This window comes from Pusillimonas minor (genome assembly GCF_014237865.1).
Classification (GTDB): domain Bacteria; phylum Pseudomonadota; class Gammaproteobacteria; order Burkholderiales; family Burkholderiaceae_B; genus Neopusillimonas; species Neopusillimonas minor.
On record NZ_JACJUU010000003.1, the window covers coordinates 74,408 to 93,129 of the forward strand.

General features: G+C 57.3%; 18 protein-coding genes. 14 read left to right on the forward strand and 4 right to left on the reverse strand.

Annotation, left to right across the window (positions count from 1 at the left end; translation table 11 throughout):
* Positions 1-6: 6 nt before the first annotated feature.
* The 4 genes from GTU67_RS05360 to rlmD all read left to right on the forward strand — a co-directional run bounded on the left by GTU67_RS05360 (position 7) and on the right by rlmD (position 3,709).
* Entirely contained in the window at positions 7-807 is an 801-nt protein-coding gene (locus tag GTU67_RS05360; protein WP_185779084.1) for a peptidoglycan DD-metalloendopeptidase family protein, read from the forward strand.
* Positions 804-1,592, forward strand: a complete 789-nt coding sequence (locus GTU67_RS05365) for a 3'-5' exonuclease (RefSeq protein ID WP_185779085.1) — start codon at positions 804-806, stop codon at positions 1,590-1,592. The genes GTU67_RS05360 and GTU67_RS05365 overlap by 4 nt, the downstream gene beginning before the upstream one ends.
* Positions 1,593-1,762: 170 nt before the next feature.
* Positions 1,763-2,332 carry a Spy/CpxP family protein refolding chaperone gene (locus tag GTU67_RS05370; RefSeq protein ID WP_185779086.1) on the forward strand — a complete coding sequence of 190 codons (570 nt, stop codon included), beginning with the start codon at positions 1,763-1,765 and terminating at the stop codon, positions 2,330-2,332.
* 66 nt (positions 2,333-2,398) lie between these two features.
* Positions 2,399-3,709 (forward strand): 23S rRNA (uracil(1939)-C(5))-methyltransferase RlmD, encoded by a 1,311-nt coding sequence (gene rlmD / locus GTU67_RS05375; RefSeq protein WP_185779087.1) that lies wholly within the window; start codon positions 2,399-2,401, stop codon positions 3,707-3,709.
* Positions 3,710-3,793: 84 nt separating this feature from the next.
* Here the strand turns inward: rlmD and argH are convergent, their stop codons facing one another.
* Positions 3,794-5,218 carry an argininosuccinate lyase gene (gene argH, locus GTU67_RS05380; protein WP_185779088.1) on the reverse strand — a complete coding sequence of 475 codons (1,425 nt, stop codon included), beginning with the start codon at positions 5,216-5,218 and terminating at the stop codon, positions 3,794-3,796.
* A gap of 126 nt (positions 5,219-5,344) precedes the next feature.
* Between argH and GTU67_RS05385 the strand changes: the two genes are divergently transcribed.
* From GTU67_RS05385 to GTU67_RS05410, 6 genes are all read left to right on the forward strand, one after another.
* A complete protein-coding gene (locus tag GTU67_RS05385; protein ID WP_093970236.1) occupies positions 5,345-5,683 on the forward strand; it encodes a P-II family nitrogen regulator in 339 nt (112 codons plus the stop codon).
* Between the two features lie 143 nt (positions 5,684-5,826).
* Complete coding sequence (locus tag GTU67_RS05390; RefSeq protein ID WP_185779089.1) at positions 5,827-6,732, forward strand: amino acid ABC transporter substrate-binding protein; 906 nt, start codon at positions 5,827-5,829, stop codon at positions 6,730-6,732.
* An 18-nt stretch (positions 6,733-6,750) separates the two neighbouring features.
* A complete protein-coding gene (locus GTU67_RS05395; RefSeq protein WP_185779090.1) occupies positions 6,751-7,491 on the forward strand; it encodes an amino acid ABC transporter permease in 741 nt (246 codons plus the stop codon).
* Positions 7,492-7,498: 7 nt separating this feature from the next.
* Positions 7,499-8,188 carry an amino acid ABC transporter permease gene (locus GTU67_RS05400; protein ID WP_185779091.1) on the forward strand — a complete coding sequence of 230 codons (690 nt, stop codon included), beginning with the start codon at positions 7,499-7,501 and terminating at the stop codon, positions 8,186-8,188.
* A 15-nt stretch (positions 8,189-8,203) separates the two neighbouring features.
* The gene (locus tag GTU67_RS05405) at positions 8,204-8,938 is read left to right on the forward strand and encodes an amino acid ABC transporter ATP-binding protein (protein ID WP_185779092.1); all 735 of its coding nucleotides are present in this window, start codon (positions 8,204-8,206) and stop codon (positions 8,936-8,938) included.
* Positions 8,939-9,117: 179 nt separating this feature from the next.
* The gene (locus GTU67_RS05410) at positions 9,118-9,849 is read left to right on the forward strand and encodes a pseudouridine synthase (protein ID WP_185779093.1); all 732 of its coding nucleotides are present in this window, start codon (positions 9,118-9,120) and stop codon (positions 9,847-9,849) included.
* Between the two features lie 149 nt (positions 9,850-9,998).
* Here the strand turns inward: GTU67_RS05410 and GTU67_RS05415 are convergent, their stop codons facing one another.
* Positions 9,999-10,886 (reverse strand): 23S rRNA (adenine(2030)-N(6))-methyltransferase RlmJ, encoded by an 888-nt coding sequence (locus tag GTU67_RS05415; RefSeq protein WP_185779094.1) that lies wholly within the window; start codon positions 10,884-10,886, stop codon positions 9,999-10,001.
* A gap of 135 nt (positions 10,887-11,021) precedes the next feature.
* Between GTU67_RS05415 and GTU67_RS05420 the strand changes: the two genes are divergently transcribed.
* Positions 11,022-12,986, forward strand: coding sequence for a SurA N-terminal domain-containing protein (locus tag GTU67_RS05420; protein WP_185779095.1), 1,965 nt, complete (start codon positions 11,022-11,024; stop codon positions 12,984-12,986).
* 234 nt (positions 12,987-13,220) lie between these two features.
* Here the strand turns inward: GTU67_RS05420 and GTU67_RS05425 are convergent, their stop codons facing one another.
* Positions 13,221-13,877 (reverse strand): arylesterase, encoded by a 657-nt coding sequence (locus GTU67_RS05425; RefSeq protein ID WP_185779096.1) that lies wholly within the window; start codon positions 13,875-13,877, stop codon positions 13,221-13,223.
* On the opposite strand from GTU67_RS05425, the gene GTU67_RS05430 reads away from it, so the two are divergent.
* The 3 genes from GTU67_RS05430 to GTU67_RS05440 all read left to right on the forward strand — a co-directional run bounded on the left by GTU67_RS05430 (position 13,876) and on the right by GTU67_RS05440 (position 16,426).
* Positions 13,876-14,556, forward strand: a complete 681-nt coding sequence (locus GTU67_RS05430) for an ABC transporter ATP-binding protein (RefSeq protein ID WP_185779097.1) — start codon at positions 13,876-13,878, stop codon at positions 14,554-14,556. The genes GTU67_RS05425 and GTU67_RS05430 overlap by 2 nt on opposite strands.
* Positions 14,557-14,636: 80 nt before the next feature.
* Complete coding sequence (locus tag GTU67_RS05435) at positions 14,637-15,500, forward strand: DMT family transporter (protein ID WP_185779098.1); 864 nt, start codon at positions 14,637-14,639, stop codon at positions 15,498-15,500.
* A gap of 86 nt (positions 15,501-15,586) precedes the next feature.
* The gene (locus GTU67_RS05440; protein WP_430458998.1) at positions 15,587-16,426 is read left to right on the forward strand and encodes a peptidoglycan DD-metalloendopeptidase family protein; all 840 of its coding nucleotides are present in this window, start codon (positions 15,587-15,589) and stop codon (positions 16,424-16,426) included.
* Between the two features lie 13 nt (positions 16,427-16,439).
* Here the strand turns inward: GTU67_RS05440 and GTU67_RS05445 are convergent, their stop codons facing one another.
* Positions 16,440-18,719 (reverse strand): RelA/SpoT family protein, encoded by a 2,280-nt coding sequence (locus GTU67_RS05445; protein WP_185779099.1) that lies wholly within the window; start codon positions 18,717-18,719, stop codon positions 16,440-16,442.
* Positions 18,720-18,722: the final 3 nt, after the last annotated feature.

The window sequence follows — 18,722 nt, forward strand, 5'->3', positions numbered from 1 at the left end:
TTTCTTATGTACGCAGAGTCGTTTACGTCTGGCGCTTCTGCTCGGCCTCAATCGCACGCGTCCGTCCGTTATTCCAGGGGCTTACGCCTTGCTGGTGTGCTGCTTATGGTGGTGCTGGCCGGTTGTGCGTCGCGTAAAACGCAGGCGCCCGTCAGCGATATGTCCAGTGGCGGCGGTTCGGTGGCTGCGGCAGGCGGCATTTATGTGGTGCGCCCGGGCGATACGCTATACAAAATAGCGCAAACCTACAATGTCGATGTCAATACACTTATTCGGCTTAACAATATCAGCGACCCCAGCCAGTTGCGGGTTGGGCAAACGTTGCGTCTAACTGGTAACGCCGATATGGCCAGCGCGCCTGCTCCGGCGTCTGCGCCGGCAACGCCTGCCAAGGCTCCCGCCGACACATCATCGGCTACGCCGTCGCGCGCCAGCGATGCGGCCTTGGTGTCGTGGGGTTGGCCTGCCAATGGCAAAATCATTCAGGGGTTTACGGCCAACACCAAAGGCATCGATATCGAAGGCAAAGTGGGTGATCCGGTTACCGCTGCTGCATCGGGCAAGGTCATGTATGCCGGAAATGGCGTGCGTGGTTTGGGCAACCTGATTCTCATCGGTCATTCAAACGGTTTTATTACGGCTTATGCCCATAACCACAAGTTGCTCGTTAAAACCGGCCAAGAAGTCAGCAAAGGTGTAAAAATTGCCGAAATCGGGCAAACCGACACCACATCGCCCAGGCTGCACTTCGAAATCCGTCGCAGTGGCACGCCGGTAAACCCCTTGGCTTATTTGCCGTCCCGATGACGCCGACCCTGGTTTTCGACCTCGAAACCATCCCAGACGTTGACGGGTTGCGCCGCCTGAATGGGTGGGGTAGCGACCTGACCGACGTTCAGGTGGTCGAGGCCGCGCAAGCGGCCCGCATGCAATCGCACGGAACCGATTTTTTACCTTTGCACCTGCAAAAAATTGCCGTTGTAGGTTGCGTGTTTCGTGATGCCCAGGGCTTTCGCGTCAAAACCCTGGGCAAACCCGACGACCCCGAGGCTGCACTGATTGCGGGTTTCTTCAAAACCATCGATCACTACACCCCACGCCTGGTCAGCTGGAACGGTTCAGGGTTCGACCTGCCGGTACTGCATTACCGCAGTCTTATTCATGCCGTGCCTGCGCCGCGCTATTGGGATACCGGCGAAGATGATCGCGACTTCAAGTACAACAACTACATCAGTCGCTATCACAACCGTCATATCGACCTGATGGATCTGCTGGCCAAATACAACGGCCGTGCCAACGCACCGCTCGACGAGCTGGCCAAGCTGTGCGGGTTTCCGGGCAAGCTGGGTATGGATGGCAGCCAGGTGTGGCGCGCCTGGGCGTCGGGCCAGCAAGAAGAAGTGCGTGCCTATTGCGAAACCGATGTGGTCAACACCTGGTTGGTGTATTGTCGTTTTCGATTGCTTAAAGGCGAGCTCGATCCGGTCGCCTACCAGAACGAAGTCGATCTCGTCCGTCAAACGCTTGCAGCATCCGAAGCCCCCCATTGGCGCGAATATCTCGCCGCCTGGGACGCCGAAGCCGGCGGCTGAGTCGTTTCATTAAGGCGCCACGCCAAACCGCAGGTCATGCCGTTCGTTCAAGTTCGGCGTCGCCTTGTCTCTGAAACCGGTTGAAAGATTTTCACCTGTGGCCGAAACAAGCCCGAAACGTACTTCGCCTGACAATGAAGCTTCCTTAATCACTACAGGTGAACTTCATCATGGCACGTCAATCTTCTGTTGTTGCATCCGCTTTGGCGGCTGTCGTTGCAAGCGTTGCGTTACACGCACCCGTTCTGGCCGCGCCACCGGCCGGCGATCAGGCGCCTGTCGCCGCTGAAGGAAAGCGCGGACACTATCATCACGATCGCAAGGGTAATCGTATGGCCCACGCGCAAAGCGGCATGGTGGTTCCCGGATACGGCGTTATCAGCCAGCAGCAGCTCGACACGCTAGCATTGACTGACGCCCAGAAAGCACTGGTCAGTGAAGCGCGCGACGCACAAAAAGCAGCCTGGTCGGCGCATCGTACCGACATGCAGGCGCAGCGCACTGCCCAGCTCGACGCACTCAAGGCGGGTAAGGCCGATCCGCGCGCTCAGGTTAAAGCCATGGCCGACCGGCAGGCGCAAATGATGCAGGCGCGCACCACCATTACCGACAAATGGCTGGCGGTTTGGGATGCGCTTGACGATGCGCAACGCCAGAAAGTGTCGACCTTGCTGGCCGAGCGCGCCCAGCTTAAACAAGAGCGCCTGGGCCAGCGCATGCAGCGAGGCCCGGCATCCTGATTCGACTTATGGGCGTTAGAGTGTCAAAATTCGGCCCTGATCGTTTTTTGCACACGCTAACCGCCCATGTCCGAATTAGTCCTTGATATTCAGTCGCTCGACCTCGAAGCCCGGGGTGTCGCCCGCCACGAAGGCAAAGTTGTGTTCGTTGAGGGGGCCCTGCCCGGCGAGCAAGTGGCGGCCAACATTGTCCGCCGCAAGCCGTCGTTCGACACCGCACGTACCGAGCGGGTTTTGCGGTCATCCTCACAGCGTGTAACCCCCAAGTGTCCCAATTTCGGGGTATGTGGGGGCTGTGCCATGCAGCACCTCGAGCCCGCTGCGCAGGTCGCCGTCAAGCAACGCGCGCTTGAAGACGCGCTATGGCATATTGGCAAAGTAAACCCGCACCGTATTTTGCCGCCTATGCACGGGCCCGTTTGGGGGTATCGTTATCGTGCCCGGTTGTCGGTCAGGCTGGTGCACAAAAAGGGCGGGGTGCTGGTTGGCTTCCGCGAAAAGCGGGGCGCTTATGTGGCCGACATGACCGAGTGCCTGGTGCTGCCGCCCCATGTATCGGCCATGCTTGTGCCGTTGCGCGAATTAATCGGGCAGCTCAGTATCCCCAAGGCCATCCCCCAAATAGAGGTTGCCGTGGGCGACGAAACCACGGCACTGCTGTTGCGCCATATGGAACCGTTAACTGCGGCCGACCAGGCCTTGTTGACGGCTTTTGCGCAAACCCATAATGTCAGTTGGTGGCTGCAACCGAAAGGGCCGGAAACCGTTCAACCCATGTTGCCTGAAGATGCCGATCGTCTGGCGTATGTGTTGCCGCAATTTGGCCTGCGCATGGCGTATCGCCCCAGCGACTTTACCCAGGTCAATCACGCCATCAACCAAACCCTGATTGCCCGGGCACTGTCGTTGCTCGACGTGCAACCCAACGATCGCGTTGCCGATTTGTTCTGTGGCCTGGGTAACTTTACGTTGCCCCTGGCGACACGGGCCCGCGAAGTTGTGGGTATCGAGGGCAGTAAAGCCTTGATTGATCGTGCCCGCGAAGCGGCGGCTGCCAATGGCCTGGCCGACACCACTGACTTTGCCGTACTTAACTTGTTTGAGGTTGATGTGGCCTGGTTGCGCGACCTGGCGTACTTTGACCGCATGCTGATCGACCCGCCACGCGATGGCGCCGAGGCCGTGGCCAGAGCATTGTCGGCGCTGGCGCCGGGCGAGCGCCCCAAACGCATTGTTTATGTGTCGTGCAACCCGGCTACATTGGCGCGTGACGCTGGTATTCTGGTCAACGAAGGCGGGTACCGCATGCTGGCCGCCGGTGCCATCAATATGTTCCCCCATACCGGGCACGTCGAATCTATTGCCGTGTTCGAATAAAAAGGGGCCCGAGGGCCCCTTTTTTAACACTGCAGGTTATTAACGCTGCAGATTTTTAACGTTGCAGATTGTGATGCGGCCGACTTACGCTGCCGCGGTGTCTTTAAGCACGCGCTCGGCTTCTTCCAGAACCCGTTGGGGTGCAGTGCCGCCAACGTGATTTCGCGCGGCTACCGAACCTTCGAGCGTAAGAACGTCGAAGACGTCTTCGTTGATAGATGCGTTAAAGGCTCGCAACTGCTCCAGGCTCAGGTCGGCCAGGTCGCAGTTTTGTTCTTCGCAGGTGCGCACCGCATGGGCAACGGTTTCGTGGGCGTCACGGAAGGGCACGCCTTTCTTCACCAAGTAATCGGCCAGGTCGGTGGCGGTGGCATAGCCCTGTAGTGCAGCAGCACGCATGGCATCGGGCTTGACTTTGATGCCGCTGACCATATCGACAAAGATTGTCAGCGTATCGCGGATGGTATCGGCCGAATCAAACAACCCTTCTTTGTCTTCCTGGTTGTCTTTGTTGTAGGCCAGCGGTTGGCCTTTCATGAGCGTAAGCAGGCCGATCAGGTTGCCGTTGACGCGACCGGTTTTACCGCGTGCCAGTTCGGGGACGTCGGGGTTTTTCTTTTGGGGCATGATCGAACTGCCGGTGCAGAAGCGATCGGCCAGTTCGATGAAGCCGACGCGCGGGCTCATCCAGATGATCAGCTCTTCGGACATGCGCGAAATATGCGTCATGATGAGGGCGGCGGCGGCGCAGAACTCGATGGCGAAATCGCGGTCGGAAACGGCGTCGAGCGAGTTGCGGCAGATGTCGTCGAACCCCAGCGTGCGGGCGACGCGCTCGCGGTCGATGGGGTAGGTGGTGCCTGCCAGCGCGGCTGCGCCCAAGGGTAGACGGTTAACACGCTTGCGGCAATCGTGCAGGCGTTCGGCGTCTCGGGCGAACATTTCGGCGTAGGCCAGCAAGTGGTGGCCAAACGTTACCGGCTGGGCCACCTGAAGGTGCGTAAAGCCGGGCAAAATAGTGTGGGCATGCGTTTTGGCCAGGGCGGCCAGGTTGTGCCGCAACTGACGCAGCAGGTCGATGGCGATGTCGATTTCGGCGCGCAGCCACAGGCGGATGTCGGTAGCGACCTGGTCATTGCGCGACCGGCCAGTATGCAGGCGCTTGCCTGCGTCGCCCACCAGCTCAACCAGACGTTTTTCAATATTCAGGTGTACGTCTTCGAGGTCGATTGACCAGTTGAACTGGCCTGCGTCGATCTCGGACAGTATCTGCGCCATACCTTTTTGTATGGCGGCCAGGTCGTCGGCACTGATAATGCCTATGGCAGAAAGCATGTCGGCGTGGGCCAGTGAACCCTGAATGTCGAATGCGGCCATGCGCTTGTCGAAGTCGACAGACGCGGTGTAGCGCTTGACCAGGTCGGAAACAGGCTCGGAGAAACGGGCGGACCAGGCTTGGGCCTTGTTGGCGAACTGGTCTTGACTTGCGGAGTGGGTATTTTTTGACATAGTGCGCAATTATAAGGGAGCGTGCGATAATTTTAGCGTTATGCCCGCAGTGCGCCGGCTTTACAGTGCGCGTTGTTTGGGCGGTTCGCCAACACAAAACATATCAAACAAAGTACCGGAGCCCGCATGAAACTCATCACTGCCATCATCAAGCCCTTCAAACTCGACGAAGTGCGCGAGGCACTGGCCGAGATCGGCGTCAGCGGCCTGACGGTTACCGAAGTCAAGGGGTTTGGCCGGCAAAAAGGGCACACCGAGCTGTATCGGGGTGCCGAGTACGTTGTCGATTTCCTGCCCAAGATTCGTATTGACCTGGTCGTCGACGACGCCCTGGTCGAGCAGTCCATCGAGGCCATTCTTAAAGCGGCACACACCGGCAAAATCGGCGACGGCAAGATTTTTGTCATGCCGGTCGAGCAAGCCATCCGTATCCGTACCGGCGAAAGCGGCCCCGAAGCCTTGTAAACCAGTACGCGGCCGAACCGGTCTGCGGTGTTGATCGCGGCGTTATCTTGCGTTAATTCCTGTAAAACCTAGGGTATGTCACGAGGTCATCCCGACCAAGTTCGGGCATACTAAAAAAGATGTTCCAGGTTACAGGAGAAGTCATGAGATTGTTGTCTATTGCTTTGGCGGCCGTTGTTACGGTTGTCGGCATGTCGTCAGTACATGCGCAAGGCCGCCTCGATAAAATCAAAGAAAGCGGTCAAATCACGCTGGGTTACCGCGAATCTTCCATACCCTTTGCCTACCTCGACGGCCAGCAGAAGCCCGTCGGGTACTCCATGGACATCTGTAATGGCATTGTCGAGGCCGTCAAGCAGCATCTGGGGCTTGCACAGCTTAATGTGCGGCAAGTGCCGGTTACGTCGTCAACACGTATTCCGCTGGTAGCCAATGGTACGGTCGACTTAACCTGCGGGTCGGCGACCAATAACGCCCAACGCCAAGAGCAGGTTAGTTTTGCACCCACCACCTTCGTTACGGCCACCCGGTTTGCGGCCCTGAAAACCTCCGGGTTGTCTGATTTGGCCGATTTCAAAGACAAAACGGTGGTGTCTACGGCGGGTACCAGCAACTTGCGCTGGTTAACCCAGGCCAACGCCGAACAAAATCTGGGCATGCGCATTATCACGGCCAAAGACCACTCCGAAGCTTTCCTTACTGTCAGCAGTGGCCGTGCGGTGGCGTTTTTCATGGATGACATCTTGTTGGCGGGTCTGGTGGCCAATTCGCGCAACGCTGAAGACTGGATGATCAGCGAAAAGGCCTACACCACCGAGCCCTACGGCATCATCCTGCCCAAAGACGACCCGGCTTTCAAAAAGGTGGTCGACGACGCAGTAAAAGCCATGATGAGCGATGGTCGCCTTGAAACCCTTTACGACAAATGGTTCATGCAGGCCATTCCGCCGCGCAATATCAAGCTCAACTGGCCCATGACCCCCGAATTACGCAAGGTTATTCAAAACCCCACCGACTCGCCCGACCCGGCCGCTTATGTCCTTCAGTAACCCGCGCAAGGCCGGGGCATGAATTACAACTGGAACTGGTCCGTCTTCTGGGACATATCCCCCGACGGAACAGGCACCTATTTCGACACGCTCATTCGCGGCCTTTACTGGACGCTGGGCGTGTCTGTGGCAGCCTGGGTGCTGGCGCTGGCGTTAGGTTTTTTGGTGGGTGTGCTCAATACAACCGGGCGTCGCGGCGTTGTGACCTGCTGTCGAGCCTGGGTCGAGCTCTTTCGCAATATCCCGCTGCTGGTGCAAATGTTTCTTTGGTACTTTGTGGTGCCCGAGCTTTTGCCGCAGGCCTGGGGCGATTTCATCAAGCAGTCCGATCCTGTCCTCAGTACGTTCTGGACGGCGGTGGTGTGTCTGGGCCTGTTTACGTCGGCGCGGGTGGCCGAACAGGTACGTGCGGGCATCGAGTCATTGCCCGCAGGGCAGGCTATGGCGGCGACCGCCCTGGGGCTGCGTCGGGCGCAGGTTTACCGCCATGTGCTGCTGCCCGCCACGGTGCGCATGATCATGCCGCCGCTTACCTCCGAAGCGCTTAACCTGGTCAAGAACTCTTCGGTGGCATTTACCATTGGCCTGCTCGAAATCACCGGTGCGGCGCGTTCAATGCAAGAGTTCAGTTTCCAGATTTTCGAGTCTTTCGCGGCTGCAACCGTGCTGTATGTGCTTATCAACATCGTCATCGTGGTGTTAATGCGGCGGCTTGAAAAATGGTTGCAGGTGCCGGGTTTCATGGGCACGGCAAAGTAGGGCAGCCATGGGTAATTTCGATTTCGCCGTCATTATCGATGCCTTGCCCTATTTGCTGGGTACGGGGCTGGTTTTTACGCTCAAGCTAACGGTTTTGTCGACGGTGCTGGCGCTGGCGCTGGGTACGATACTGGCGCTAATGCGCCTGTCTTCGCGTCGCTGGGTATCGGCGCTGGCCGGCGGTTATGTCAATGTTTTCAGGGCATTGCCGCTCATTCTTATTATTTTCTGGTTTTATTTTCTGGTGCCCTACATTATGGGGTGGCTAACCGGCGCCGGGGCGCCTGTGCCCGTAGGTGGCTTTACCTCGGCGCTCATTACCTTTACGCTCTTCGAAGCCGCGTATTTTTGCGAAATCATGCGCGCCGGCATTCAGTCTGTGCCCCGAGGCCAGTTCGACGCCGGCTACGCGCTGGGCCTGAATTATTTCGGCGTGATGCGCACCATTGTGTTGCCGCAGGCGTTTCGCAACATGACACCGGTATTGCTCACTCAGGTCATTGTGCTGTTTCAAGACACCTCGCTCGTGTATGTGCTGTCGTTAACCGATTTCCTGGGTGCTGCCAATATCGTGGCGCAACGTGACGGCCGCTTGGTCGAAATGTTCATTTTCGCGGCAGTTGTCTATTTCGTTATTTCTTATGTGGCATCACGTCTGGTTCGACGGCTTCAGCTGCGAACCGCCGTGGTGCGCTGATCCGGTAAGTTTTGCATGATCGAATTCAAAAATGTAAGCAAGTGGTATGGCGACTTTCAGGTGCTTAAAGACTGCACTACGCAAGTCAGTCGCGGCGAGGTCGTTGTTGTGTGCGGCCCATCAGGGTCGGGTAAGTCCACGCTTATTAAAACCGCCAACGGGCTCGAACCCTTTCAGCAGGGCGAGGTTTGGGTAGACGGTATTTCGGTCGGCGCGCCGGGCACCAATCTGCCCAAGTTGCGGTCGCGTATTGGTATGGTGTTTCAGCATTTCGAGCTCTTCCCCCATTTGTCGGTCATGCGTAACCTTACGCTTGCCCAGGTCAAGGTGCTTGGGCGCTCTGAAACCGAAGCCGCCGACCGCGGCAAGGCGCTCTTGACGCGTGTGGGGTTGGCCGATCACATGCACAAGTTTCCGGGCCAGTTATCGGGCGGGCAGCAGCAGCGGGTTGCTATTGCGCGCGCACTGGCCATGGACCCGATTGCCATGTTGTTCGACGAACCCACCTCGGCGCTCGACCCTGAAATGGTCAATGAGGTATTGGATGTCATGGTGGATCTGGCTAAAGAAGGCATGACCATGATGGTGGTAACGCACGAAATGGGCTTTGCGCGCAAGGTAGCCGACCGCGTTGTCTTCATGGACCAAGGCCAGATTGTCGAAGACTGCCCGAAACTGGAATTTTTCGACAACCCGGAGGCCCGTTCCGAACGTGCCCGTCATTTTCTATCGAAAATTCTGGCGCACTAGTTTTGAGGCCATTCGCTGGCCATTAGCCGTCATTCGTCAATGACTCCTTGCGGCATTTCATCTGCTGTGCCTTGCCGGCCAGGCGAGGTTCGTGTTTTTTGACGCAGCCATACAACGCCCACGCGCTGCAATGGTCGGCCGGCAACCGTGCAGCATTCGGAATGCATACAATGGCGGCTATGGAAAAAATCAGAATTTCAAAGCTTATGGCCGAGCAAGGCTTGTGCTCGCGCCGCGAGGCCGACAGCTATATCGAGCGTGGCTGGGTCCGTGTCGATGGCGTTGTGGTGTCCGAACTGGGCAGCAAGGCTTACCCGCATCAAAAAATCACTCTCGATCGCCAGGCCCAAAAGCGTCAAACCGCACGGGTTACCATCTTGCTGAACAAACCGGTGGGCTATGTGTCGGGGCAGGCCGAAAGCGGCTACCGGCCGGCAGCCACGCTTATTTCAGAAAAGACCCAGTATCGGCCCGAAAAGTCGACGATCTGGTTCGATCGTAGCCATCTTCGCGGCTTGGCGCCGGCAGGTCGCCTCGACATCGATTCGCAAGGACTGCTGGTATTAACCCAAGACGGGCGCATTGCGCGTCAGCTCATCGACGAGCATTCCGACATCGAAAAAGAATATCTGGTTCGGGTCGAAGGGAAAATCGGCAGCAACGGGCTCAAGTTGCTTAACCACGGGCTCAGCCTCGACGGTCAAACCCTTAAGCCCGCCGAAGTTTCGTGGCAAAACGAAGACCAGTTGCGGTTTATTTTGTGGGAAGGCAAGAAACGCCAAATTCGTCGTATGTGCGAACAGGTGGGGCTTAAAGTTGTAGGCCTGAAGCGTGTACGTATGGGGCGCATTGTGTTGGGCGACTTGCCCCCGGGTAAATGGCGGTATCTGCGCGAAGGCGAGCAGTTCTAGCCGGCTAGGCTTGAGCTGATCGTCGGGCTGTCTTGGCCGGCCCGTTCGTTTGGTAGCCTTAGCCGAGACTAGCCCGCCCCGGTTGTTTGCCTACTTTAGCCGAAGTGTACTGGGGCGCGTTGTTTGCGGCGCCCCGCTTGGCGGCTGCTTCAGTCGTCTTTATCTTTGGGTTTGTCTTTCGAGGCGCCCGATTTTTTTAACGTAAATGTGGCGCGGTCGTCGAGCGCCAGCGTTTTTGACAACCACGGCAGCGCACGGGCCAGTGCATCGTGCAGGGTATAGGGCGGGTTAATAATAAACATACCGCTGCCAAACAGGCCAAAGCCGTCGCTGGGCGGTTTGCGCACGCTTAGCGTGGCATTGACCCAGCTGCAATCCTTAAGTTTTTCGAGGCTGCGTTGCAGTTCGGTGACTTCACGTCGCTGCACCAGCGGGTACCATACGGCATAACACCCTGTCGGGAATCGCCGCAGGGCGTCTTGTACGCACTGCAATGTGGCGCGATAGTCTGACTTGGCTTCGTACGACGGGTCGATAATCGTGACGGCGCGACGCGTTGGTGGTGGCAACAAGGCTTTCAGGCCTGTGAACCCGTCTTGTTCATACACCATGACCTTTTTTTGCACGCTTCGGTCTTGTTGCGCCAGGTTCTCTTGCAAAATTGCAATTTCGTTGGGGTGCAGCTCAAACAGGCGCAGGCGGTCTTTTTGGCGCAATGCCTGCATGGCCAGCCAGGGCGACCCGGGGTAGTAGTTGGCCACGCCGTCGGGGTTGAAATCGCCTACAGCTTCAAGGTAGCGCTCAATCATGGGCGGCCGTTTTTCGGCGGCCAGTACGCGGTCCAGCCCGTCTGCAAATTCGGCGTTTTTGGTTGCCCATTCGTCGGTTAAATCGTAAATGCCGGCGCCGGCATGGGTGTCAATTACCCAGTAGGGCGTGTCTTTCTGATTGAAGTAATCAAGAATTTGCACCAGAATGCTGTGTTTCAGAACGTCGGCATGATTGCCGGCATGGAAAGCGTGGCGGTAACTGAACAAGGGCGTGCCTTTTATAAAATAGGGTGTGGCCCGAACCGGTGGTAAACTCGCTGCACCGTATTAAAGCCGTAATTTTTTTGGGTATAAATCGTCACGTAACGCTATGGCGCGCGGGCGACTCTGTGGGTTGAATTAATGTTCGATTTTATCCGTACGCATCAGCGTCTGATGCTGCTTGTCCTTGTCATCCTGATTTTTCCGTCGTTCGCGCTGGTGGGCATCAGTGGCTATACCAATTATGTGTCCGGTAATAAAGATCTGGTCAAAATTGGCGACGCCTCGGTAACCCTGGAAGACTTCAACGCGGCACAGCGCAACCAGATGCAGCAGTTGCAGGCCAACATGGGCGCGGCATTCGACCCGTCTTTGCTCGACAATTCCCAGGCCCGCGAAAACCTGCTCGAGTCGCTGATTGACCGTGGCGTAGTTATTGAAACCGCCACCAAGGCGCATTTTAGTGTTTCTGACAACGTCTTGCGTCGTGCTATTGCTGCTATTCCCGAATTGCAGGTCAATGGCCAGTTTTCGCCAGAACGCTACGACGAAGTTCTGGCGTCAATGGGCATTAGCAGCCGCGATTTCGAGCAAAGCCAGCGGGCCGAGCTGGCCTTGCAACGTGTATTGGGGCCTATTGGCTTTACGGCGGGCGTGCCCGCTTCGGTTGTCACTGGCCTGCGTCAGGCGCTGACCGAGCAGCGCACCCTGCGTCTTAAAGTCTACGAAGCCAACGCTTACACTGACCAGGTCAAGGTATCTGACGCCGACGTCAAAGACTGGTACAGCAAAAACGAAGAGCGCCTGCGCGTTCCAGAACACGTACGTGCTCAGTACCTTGTCCTTGACGAAGCTGCCGCCATGAAGGCGTTGCCTGCGCCAACCGATGCCGAAATGCAGGCCTACTACGATCAGAACAAGTCACGTTATGTGTTGCCGGGCCGTGTGTTGCTCAACCACATCCTTATCAAGGCAAGCGCCGACGCATCCGCGCAAGAGCGCGAAGCTGCCCGCGCCAAAGCGCAGTCGCTGGCCGAAAAAGTCGCCGCCGACAAGTCGTCGTTTGCCGATGTCGCCAAAGCCGAGTCGCAAGACATTGGTACGGCCAAAGACGGTGGGCGTTTGGGCTGGATTACCCGCGGCATCTTGCCCACCGAACTTGAAACCGCTATCTTTGCCTTGAAGCAAGGGGATGTGTCGGGTGTAGTCGAGGGGCCTGACGGCTTCCATGTATTCATGGCCTCCGAGGTCGAACCCGAACGTGGTGAAACCTTTGAACAAGCCAAGGCCAAGGTCGAGGCCGAAATTCGTCGCCAACTGGGTGCCGAACGTTTCGCCGAAATGGCTTCGAGCCTGCGCGACCTGGCTTACGACAATGCCACGACACTCGAACCGGCTGCCCAGGCGTTGGGGCTCGATATCCGCACGGCTACCGGCATTGCACAAGATCGTTTGTTGCCCGAGCAGCAGGTTCAGGGTCAGGCGGCTGCTGCAGGCCCCGATGCAACCATTCTTGAAGATGCTCGCGTGCGCCGTGCGTTGTTTTCTCCCGCACTTATGGCCGAGAAGCAAAACTCGGGTGTCATCGAAATTACCCCCGATACTCTTGTGGTTGTGCGTGTCGATGAAGTCATCCCCTCAAGCATTCAGCCGCTCGACCAGGTCGACGATGTCATTCGCGAGGCTCTGGTTCAAGAGCAGGCGCTAGCGCTGGCCCGCAAGGCTGGCGAGGCCGACTTGGCCACGTATCGCGCTGCCGACGGCAATGCCGTGCCCGAAGGGTTTGGTTCGTCGCTGACCGTCAGTCGGGTCAGCCCGCAAAATGTAAATGCGCAGGCGCTCGAGGCGGCATTCCGTGCACCAACCGATACGCTGCCGGCTTACACGGGTGTTGAAGGGCAGGGCGGTTATGTGGTGGTTCGCCTTGAGGGCGTCACGCCCGGTAACGATGGCGGCCAGGCCTTGGCCAACTTGCCCCAAGAGGTCAACAACCTCTGGGGCCGCGCCGAAGAGCGTGCGGTACTGAAAGCCATGCGCACAACTTTGGGTGTCGAGGTCCTGCCCGACGCTCAGGCCGTTATTCAGGGCGAAGCCGAGCAGCAGTAAAGTCAGGCCGGGGCGTTTAAGCGCCCTGGTTTAAGGGGCTGGTTGTTTTTGCTTAAGGTGTGTCGCACGCGCCAAGGGCCTTCGCCTAAAGCCTTTATACAAGCGGGCAAGCCTCATCAAAGCCCGTCCATTTTGTATGTCGTCATTTAACTAGCGGTTGCCTGGTTAAATGCATTAACAGCAAAATGGGCGGGCTTTTTACGTGGCGTTTTTTTGGTTGGCGGCGTGTGCTTTTTATTGCACAGAGGTCTTAGCCAATAAAGGCTTAAGCGCGCCCCAGACGTTTTCCGCCAATACCGGCTGCGCATCTTCGTTGGGGTGAATTCCGTCCGGCTGGAACATCTGGCGGTCGGCGGCTATGCCATCCAGCAAAAACGGCACCAGGGCGGTGTCATGTGCCTCGGCCAGTTCGGTAAACAGGTTTTTGAACGCTTCGGTGTACTGCCTGCCGTAGTTGGGCGGGATCTGCATGCCCACCAAAACCACCTTGCTGCCGGCGTTTTGGGCCATGGCGATCATGTCGGTCAGGTTGTCACGCGTCATATCCAGCGACAGCCCGCGCAAGGCATCGTTGCTGCCCAGTTCAATAATCACAATGCCAGGTTGGTGCTGCTCAAGCGCAGCGGGAAGGCGACTTTTGCCGCCACTGGTTGTGTCGCCGCTGATACTGGCATTATTGACCCGAAAATTGAATTTTTCTTGCGCTAGACGGTCAGAAAGCAGGTTAACCCATCCTGAGCCCCGACGTAGCCCGTATTCGGCCGACAAACTGTCGCCAATCACCAGAATGCCCGGAGGTTGAGGGGCGGGTGTTGCGGGCTCGGCCCGTATCACCGTGCTGGTTATCAGGCACAATAGGGTTGCAACACATAACAGCCAACGAGTTCGCATGAATCTGCCTTGTTCTATCGAAGTTAAAAATCTTTGCCAGCATGTCTCCGACGCCACGGGGACACTCACCATTCTGGACAACGTAAGTCTAACCGCCCGGGCGGGCGAGGCCCTGGCCATTACCGGGGCATCCGGGTCGGGCAAGTCAACGCTGCTTGGACTCATGGCCGGCCTGGATGTTCCCTCATCGGGTACGGTCAGCCTGATGGGCCAGTCGTTGTTCGACCTTGACGAAGAAGGGCGAGCCGCGCTTCGCGCGCGTCATGTGGGCTTTGTGTTTCAGTCGTTTCAATTGCTGCCCAACCTGACAGCACTAGAAAACGTCATGTTGCCGCTTGAGCTGGCCGGGCGCCCGGCCGAACAGGCGGCGCGCCAGATGCTCGAACGCGTCGGTTTGTCGGCTCGGGCCAGCCACTACCCCAAAACGCTGTCGGGCGGCGAGCAGCAACGCGTGTCGTTGGCGCGCGCTTTTGTGGTCAGGCCCAACGTATTGTTTGCCGACGAGCCCACCGGCAGTCTCGATGAGCAGAATGGCCAAAAAATTATCGAGCTGATGTTTGCGCTGCTGAAAGAGCAGGGTGCCACGCTGGTGATGGTTACCCACGACCCGGCGGTTGCCGCGCGTTGCGATCGCGAATTGCGTTTGCACGCCGGCTCGATAGAGGCGCTGCCTGCCTGAACAATGTGTTGCTGCGGTGTGTGGTCTTGTTCGCCCTGTGGTATGTTACGGCGGGGAGACTACACGGGACATAATAAAAAATGTTTTTTATAGCAGCACTGTTTGTATTTATCTGGTCAACGGGTTTTATTGTAGGCAAGGCCATTGTGCCGTACGCCGACCCGACTTTATTCTTGTTTGTGCGCATTTGTATTGCCGCAGTGCTGTTCACCGGCATTGCGTTGTATGGCAAGGTTCAGTGGCCGCCATTGCGCGAAATACCCAAGCATATGCTGGCGGGTATTCTGCTGCAGGGCATGTATTTATGCGGGGTGTTCTGGGCAATCGCGGGTGGCGTGCCGCCGGCGGTCATGGCCCTTATCGGGTCGGTGCAACCTCTCTTAACGGCCGTGCTGGCTATTCCTATTCTTAAAGAGATCCCCACGCGGCGTGTGTGGTTCGGTATTTTCATGGGCATGATCGGCGTTTTCCTGGTGGTTCAGCCGGCGCTGATGAATACCGGGGTGGGTGCGTTCCCGCTATGGGCCTTTTTTATCGGTGTTCTGGCCGTGTTGTCGATTACCTTCGGCACAATTGTGCAAAAGACGTCCATCCAGGCAGTGGATATCCGCGTTGCTTTGTCGTTGCAGAATTTCGGCACGCTGTTCTTCACCGGTGCGTTTGTCGTTATTTTGGGCGAAACCCGCTGGGAGTGGTCCCCGCAATTGTGGGCTTCTTTGTTCTGGGCTGCGTTTGTGCTGACCGGTATTGGCACCATGCTGCTTATCTATATTATTCGTCGCGGGCAGGCGGCTACGGCGTCGTCGCTCATGTTTCTGTCGCCCGCGCTGGTGGCCATTGAAGCTTATTTCATCTTTGGCGATCGCCTGACACTTATCCAGCTTGTTGGGTTTGTCGTGGTGCTGTCGGGCGTACTTATTTGTAATACGCGTCGGGCCGGCTAGTGGCCTGCGTACGTTGTTAACGAATGTGGTGAGGGCGTGGCGCATAAATGGCACCGCACCTGGCTACTGAGTCTGCTGTTGGGGTAATGATGTTGTTTCAAAGGTTTGTGGCTGTTTTCTTGTTGATGATGGTGTCGGGCGTGTCGCAAGCACAAGGTTATATTGCCCGCACGCTCAACCACCCGTTTCCGGGCGGGGTTGCAGTGCTCGATCTGGGGGTGTTGTCGCAACCGCCCACGGTACAGTACCGAAGCCACCCGGTAATGGTTCTTAAAGACAGCGATGCCCGCTATATCGCCGTTGTTGGAATTGGGCTGGACGTCAAGCCTGGTCAACAGACGGTTGATGCAGTCTTGCCCGAGGGGCGTAAAGCCATTGCTTTTAATGTCGGGGCGCGCGAATATAAATCGCAGCACATTACCTTAAAAAATAAAAAACATGTGTCGCCCGACCCCGAGCAACTGGCGCGCTTCGAGCGCGAATACAACGCGCAAATGGCCGCTTATGCACAGTTTAGGCCCGACACACCCAGCAATATCCTGCTCGATGCGCCCGTGCAAGGGCGTTTGTCCAGCCCCTTCGGGTTGCGGCGGTTTTTTAATGGCGAAGAGCGTAATCCGCACTCGGGTCTTGATTTTGCCGTGCCCACAGGTACGCCGGTCAAAGCGCCGGCCGATGGCGTCGTGACCATTGTCGATGACTATTTTTTTAATGGAAAAACCATTTTTATTGACCACGGCCAGGGCCTGGTAACCATGTATTGCCATTTATCGGCGCAAAACGTGACGGTGGGGCAACAGGTTAAACGCGGGCAGGTCATTGGCAAGGTCGGGGCGACCGGCCGCGCCACAGGCCCGCATCTGCATTGGAATGTAAGCCTTAATAATCAGCGCGTTGATCCGGCCTTGTTCATGGCCAAGAAATAAACCCAGCTGAAGGCTAGCCCTTTACCCGCACAATTTTTTGCACTTGCGGCACATGCCGTATGGCCCGTATGACCTGGGCCAGGTGCTTGCGGCTGTCGACTTGCACGGTAAGATGCAGCAGGCCGGTGGCGGTGGCTTCGTCTTGCATAGTGAGGTGGGTGATGTTGGAGCCCGCATCGGTGATTTCGGCCGCCAGGCGGCCCAACACGCCGCGTTCGTTGATAACTGTAACGTCGAGACGCGTATTTAAATGGCGCGCGGTATCGGCTGCCCAGGCCACCGACACCCAGCGTTCGGGCTCTTTGGTGCGCTGGCGCTGTGCCACCGGGCAATCGGCCATATGAATAACCAGGCCGTGGCCTAACCGTATACCGCCCACAATGGCGTCGCCTGGCAAGGGGCCGCAGCAACTGGCCAGCTGCACGGCCTGGCCTTCGTTGCCGTGGATAAGAATCGAGGCTGCGTGCGCCGAAGTGAGCTCGTCGACGGCCGCCGCCGTTGTGGCCAAAATGGGGTTTTCGGGGGCAAAGCGTCGTGCGACCACCGCGGCAAGGCGTTTTCCCAGCCCGATATCGGCCAGAATTTCTTCTCGCGACGAAGCGCCCGAACTTTTGGCGAGTTTGTCCCAGTTAGTGTCGTCGTCTGCCGGGTAGTCGATACCAATCTGATCGAACGCCTGCATGAGCAGTCGACGCCCGAACGCAACGGACTCTTCGTATTTGACGGTGCGCAAATAGTGGCGGATTTCGGAACGCGCCCGACCCGTGCGTACATAGTTAAGCCACTGCGCGCTGGGGCGAGACGCCGGTGACGTGATGATTTCGACGGCATCGCCGCTTTTAAGCTCGGTGCGCAAGGGAGAGAATTCGCCGTTGATTTTTGAGGCTATGGCTTGATTGCCGACATCAGTGTGGATGGAGTAAGCAAAATCGACAGGCGTTGCACCTCGCGGCAGCGACACAATTTTGCCCTGCGGGGTAAACACATAAACCGCGTCGGGGAACAGGTCGACCTTGACGTGTTCGAGGAATTCACCCGAATCGCCAGTTTGGCTCTGAATGTCGAGTAACGACTGCAACCATTGGTGCGTGCGCTTCTGCAGCGTGTTCAGGTTGCTGTCGTCATTTTTGTATAGCCAGTGCGCCGCTACGCCTTCTTCGGCAACGCGATCCATGTCGCGGGTGCGGAACTGGAACTCGACCGGTGTGCCATATGGGCCAACCAGCGTGGTATGCAAAGACTGATAGCCGTTGAGTTTTGGGATGGCGATGTAGTCTTTAAACTTGCCTGGTACCGGGCGATAAAGCTGATGAAGCGTGCCCAGGGCCAGGTAGCACTCGGGCAGGGTGTGCACCACGACCCGGAACCCGTAGATATCGAGTACGTCGGAAAATGATTTTTTTTGTTCGAGCATCTTTTTGTAGATGCCGAATAATGATTTTTCGCGGCCACTGACCTCGGCTTCGATGCCGGCAGCAGGTAAAGCCACTTTGACGGCGTCGGTGATTTTGCCCAGCACTTCGCGGCGGTTGCCGCGAGCCGCCATGACAGCTTTTTTAATAACGTCGTAGCGGTTGGGGTAGGTGGCCTGAAAACATAAGTCTTGCAGCTCGCGGTACAGCGCATTAAGCCCCAACCGATGCGCGATGGGCGTGTAAATTTCCATCGTCTCGCGTGCCACACGGCGACGCTTTTCGGCGCTGACGGCGCCCAGCGTACGCATATTGTGCAGACGATCGGCCAGTTTGATAAGAATGACGCGCACGTCGCGGGACATGGCCAGCAGCATTTTGCGAAAGCTTTCGGCCTGCTGCTCTGCTTTGGTCGCAAATTCGAGCCGGTCAAGCTTTGACAAACCGTCGACGATTTCGGCGACATCGGGGCTGAATTTCTCGGCCAGTTCGTGTTTGGGGACGTCCTGGTCTTCCATGACGTCGTGCAGCAAGGCCGCCATTAGGGAATCGGCATCGAGCTTCCAGCCGGCGCAGATTTCTGTGACTGCAATGGGATGAGAAATATAGGGTTCGCCGCTGGAGCGGAACTGCCCCAAATGGGCCTGGTCGGCAAACCGGTAAGCCTCTTTGACGCGTTCGATGTCTTTTTCGTCGAGGTACTGCGCCAGAATTTGGGTTAATGGTGCCAGCGATGCGATGGTAGGCGAGGCGGGTGAAGCGAGTTCAGGTGCGGCACCCGGCCGCCCCTTTGTTTTTTGGGCGCGTCGTCGCAGCCGGGGCCCTTTTCTGAAGACAGCAAGTAGCCCTGTTGAAGCATCGCGAAGACTGGAGAACGCCATAAA

Coding starts and splice junctions, on each gene's coding strand:
- GTU67_RS05360 (WP_185779084.1), top strand. CDS start 7: ATGTACGCAGAGTCGTTTACGTCTGGCGCTTCTGCTCGGCCTCAATCG.
- GTU67_RS05365 (WP_185779085.1), top strand. CDS start 804: ATGACGCCGACCCTGGTTTTCGACCTCGAAACCATCCCAGACGTTGAC.
- GTU67_RS05370 (WP_185779086.1), top strand. CDS start 1,763: ATGGCACGTCAATCTTCTGTTGTTGCATCCGCTTTGGCGGCTGTCGTT.
- rlmD (WP_185779087.1), top strand. CDS start 2,399: ATGTCCGAATTAGTCCTTGATATTCAGTCGCTCGACCTCGAAGCCCGG.
- argH (WP_185779088.1), bottom strand. CDS start 5,218: ATGTCAAAAAATACCCACTCCGCAAGTCAAGACCAGTTCGCCAACAAG.
- GTU67_RS05385 (WP_093970236.1), top strand. CDS start 5,345: ATGAAACTCATCACTGCCATCATCAAGCCCTTCAAACTCGACGAAGTG.
- GTU67_RS05390 (WP_185779089.1), top strand. CDS start 5,827: ATGAGATTGTTGTCTATTGCTTTGGCGGCCGTTGTTACGGTTGTCGGC.
- GTU67_RS05395 (WP_185779090.1), top strand. CDS start 6,751: ATGAATTACAACTGGAACTGGTCCGTCTTCTGGGACATATCCCCCGAC.
- GTU67_RS05400 (WP_185779091.1), top strand. CDS start 7,499: ATGGGTAATTTCGATTTCGCCGTCATTATCGATGCCTTGCCCTATTTG.
- GTU67_RS05405 (WP_185779092.1), top strand. CDS start 8,204: ATGATCGAATTCAAAAATGTAAGCAAGTGGTATGGCGACTTTCAGGTG.
- GTU67_RS05410 (WP_185779093.1), top strand. CDS start 9,118: ATGGAAAAAATCAGAATTTCAAAGCTTATGGCCGAGCAAGGCTTGTGC.
- GTU67_RS05420 (WP_185779095.1), top strand. CDS start 11,022: ATGTTCGATTTTATCCGTACGCATCAGCGTCTGATGCTGCTTGTCCTT.
- GTU67_RS05430 (WP_185779097.1), top strand. CDS start 13,876: ATGAATCTGCCTTGTTCTATCGAAGTTAAAAATCTTTGCCAGCATGTC.
- GTU67_RS05425 (WP_185779096.1), bottom strand. CDS start 13,877: ATGCGAACTCGTTGGCTGTTATGTGTTGCAACCCTATTGTGCCTGATA.
- GTU67_RS05435 (WP_185779098.1), top strand. CDS start 14,637: ATGTTTTTTATAGCAGCACTGTTTGTATTTATCTGGTCAACGGGTTTT.
- GTU67_RS05440 (WP_430458998.1), top strand. CDS start 15,587: ATGATGTTGTTTCAAAGGTTTGTGGCTGTTTTCTTGTTGATGATGGTG.
- GTU67_RS05445 (WP_185779099.1), bottom strand. CDS start 18,719: ATGGCGTTCTCCAGTCTTCGCGATGCTTCAACAGGGCTACTTGCTGTC.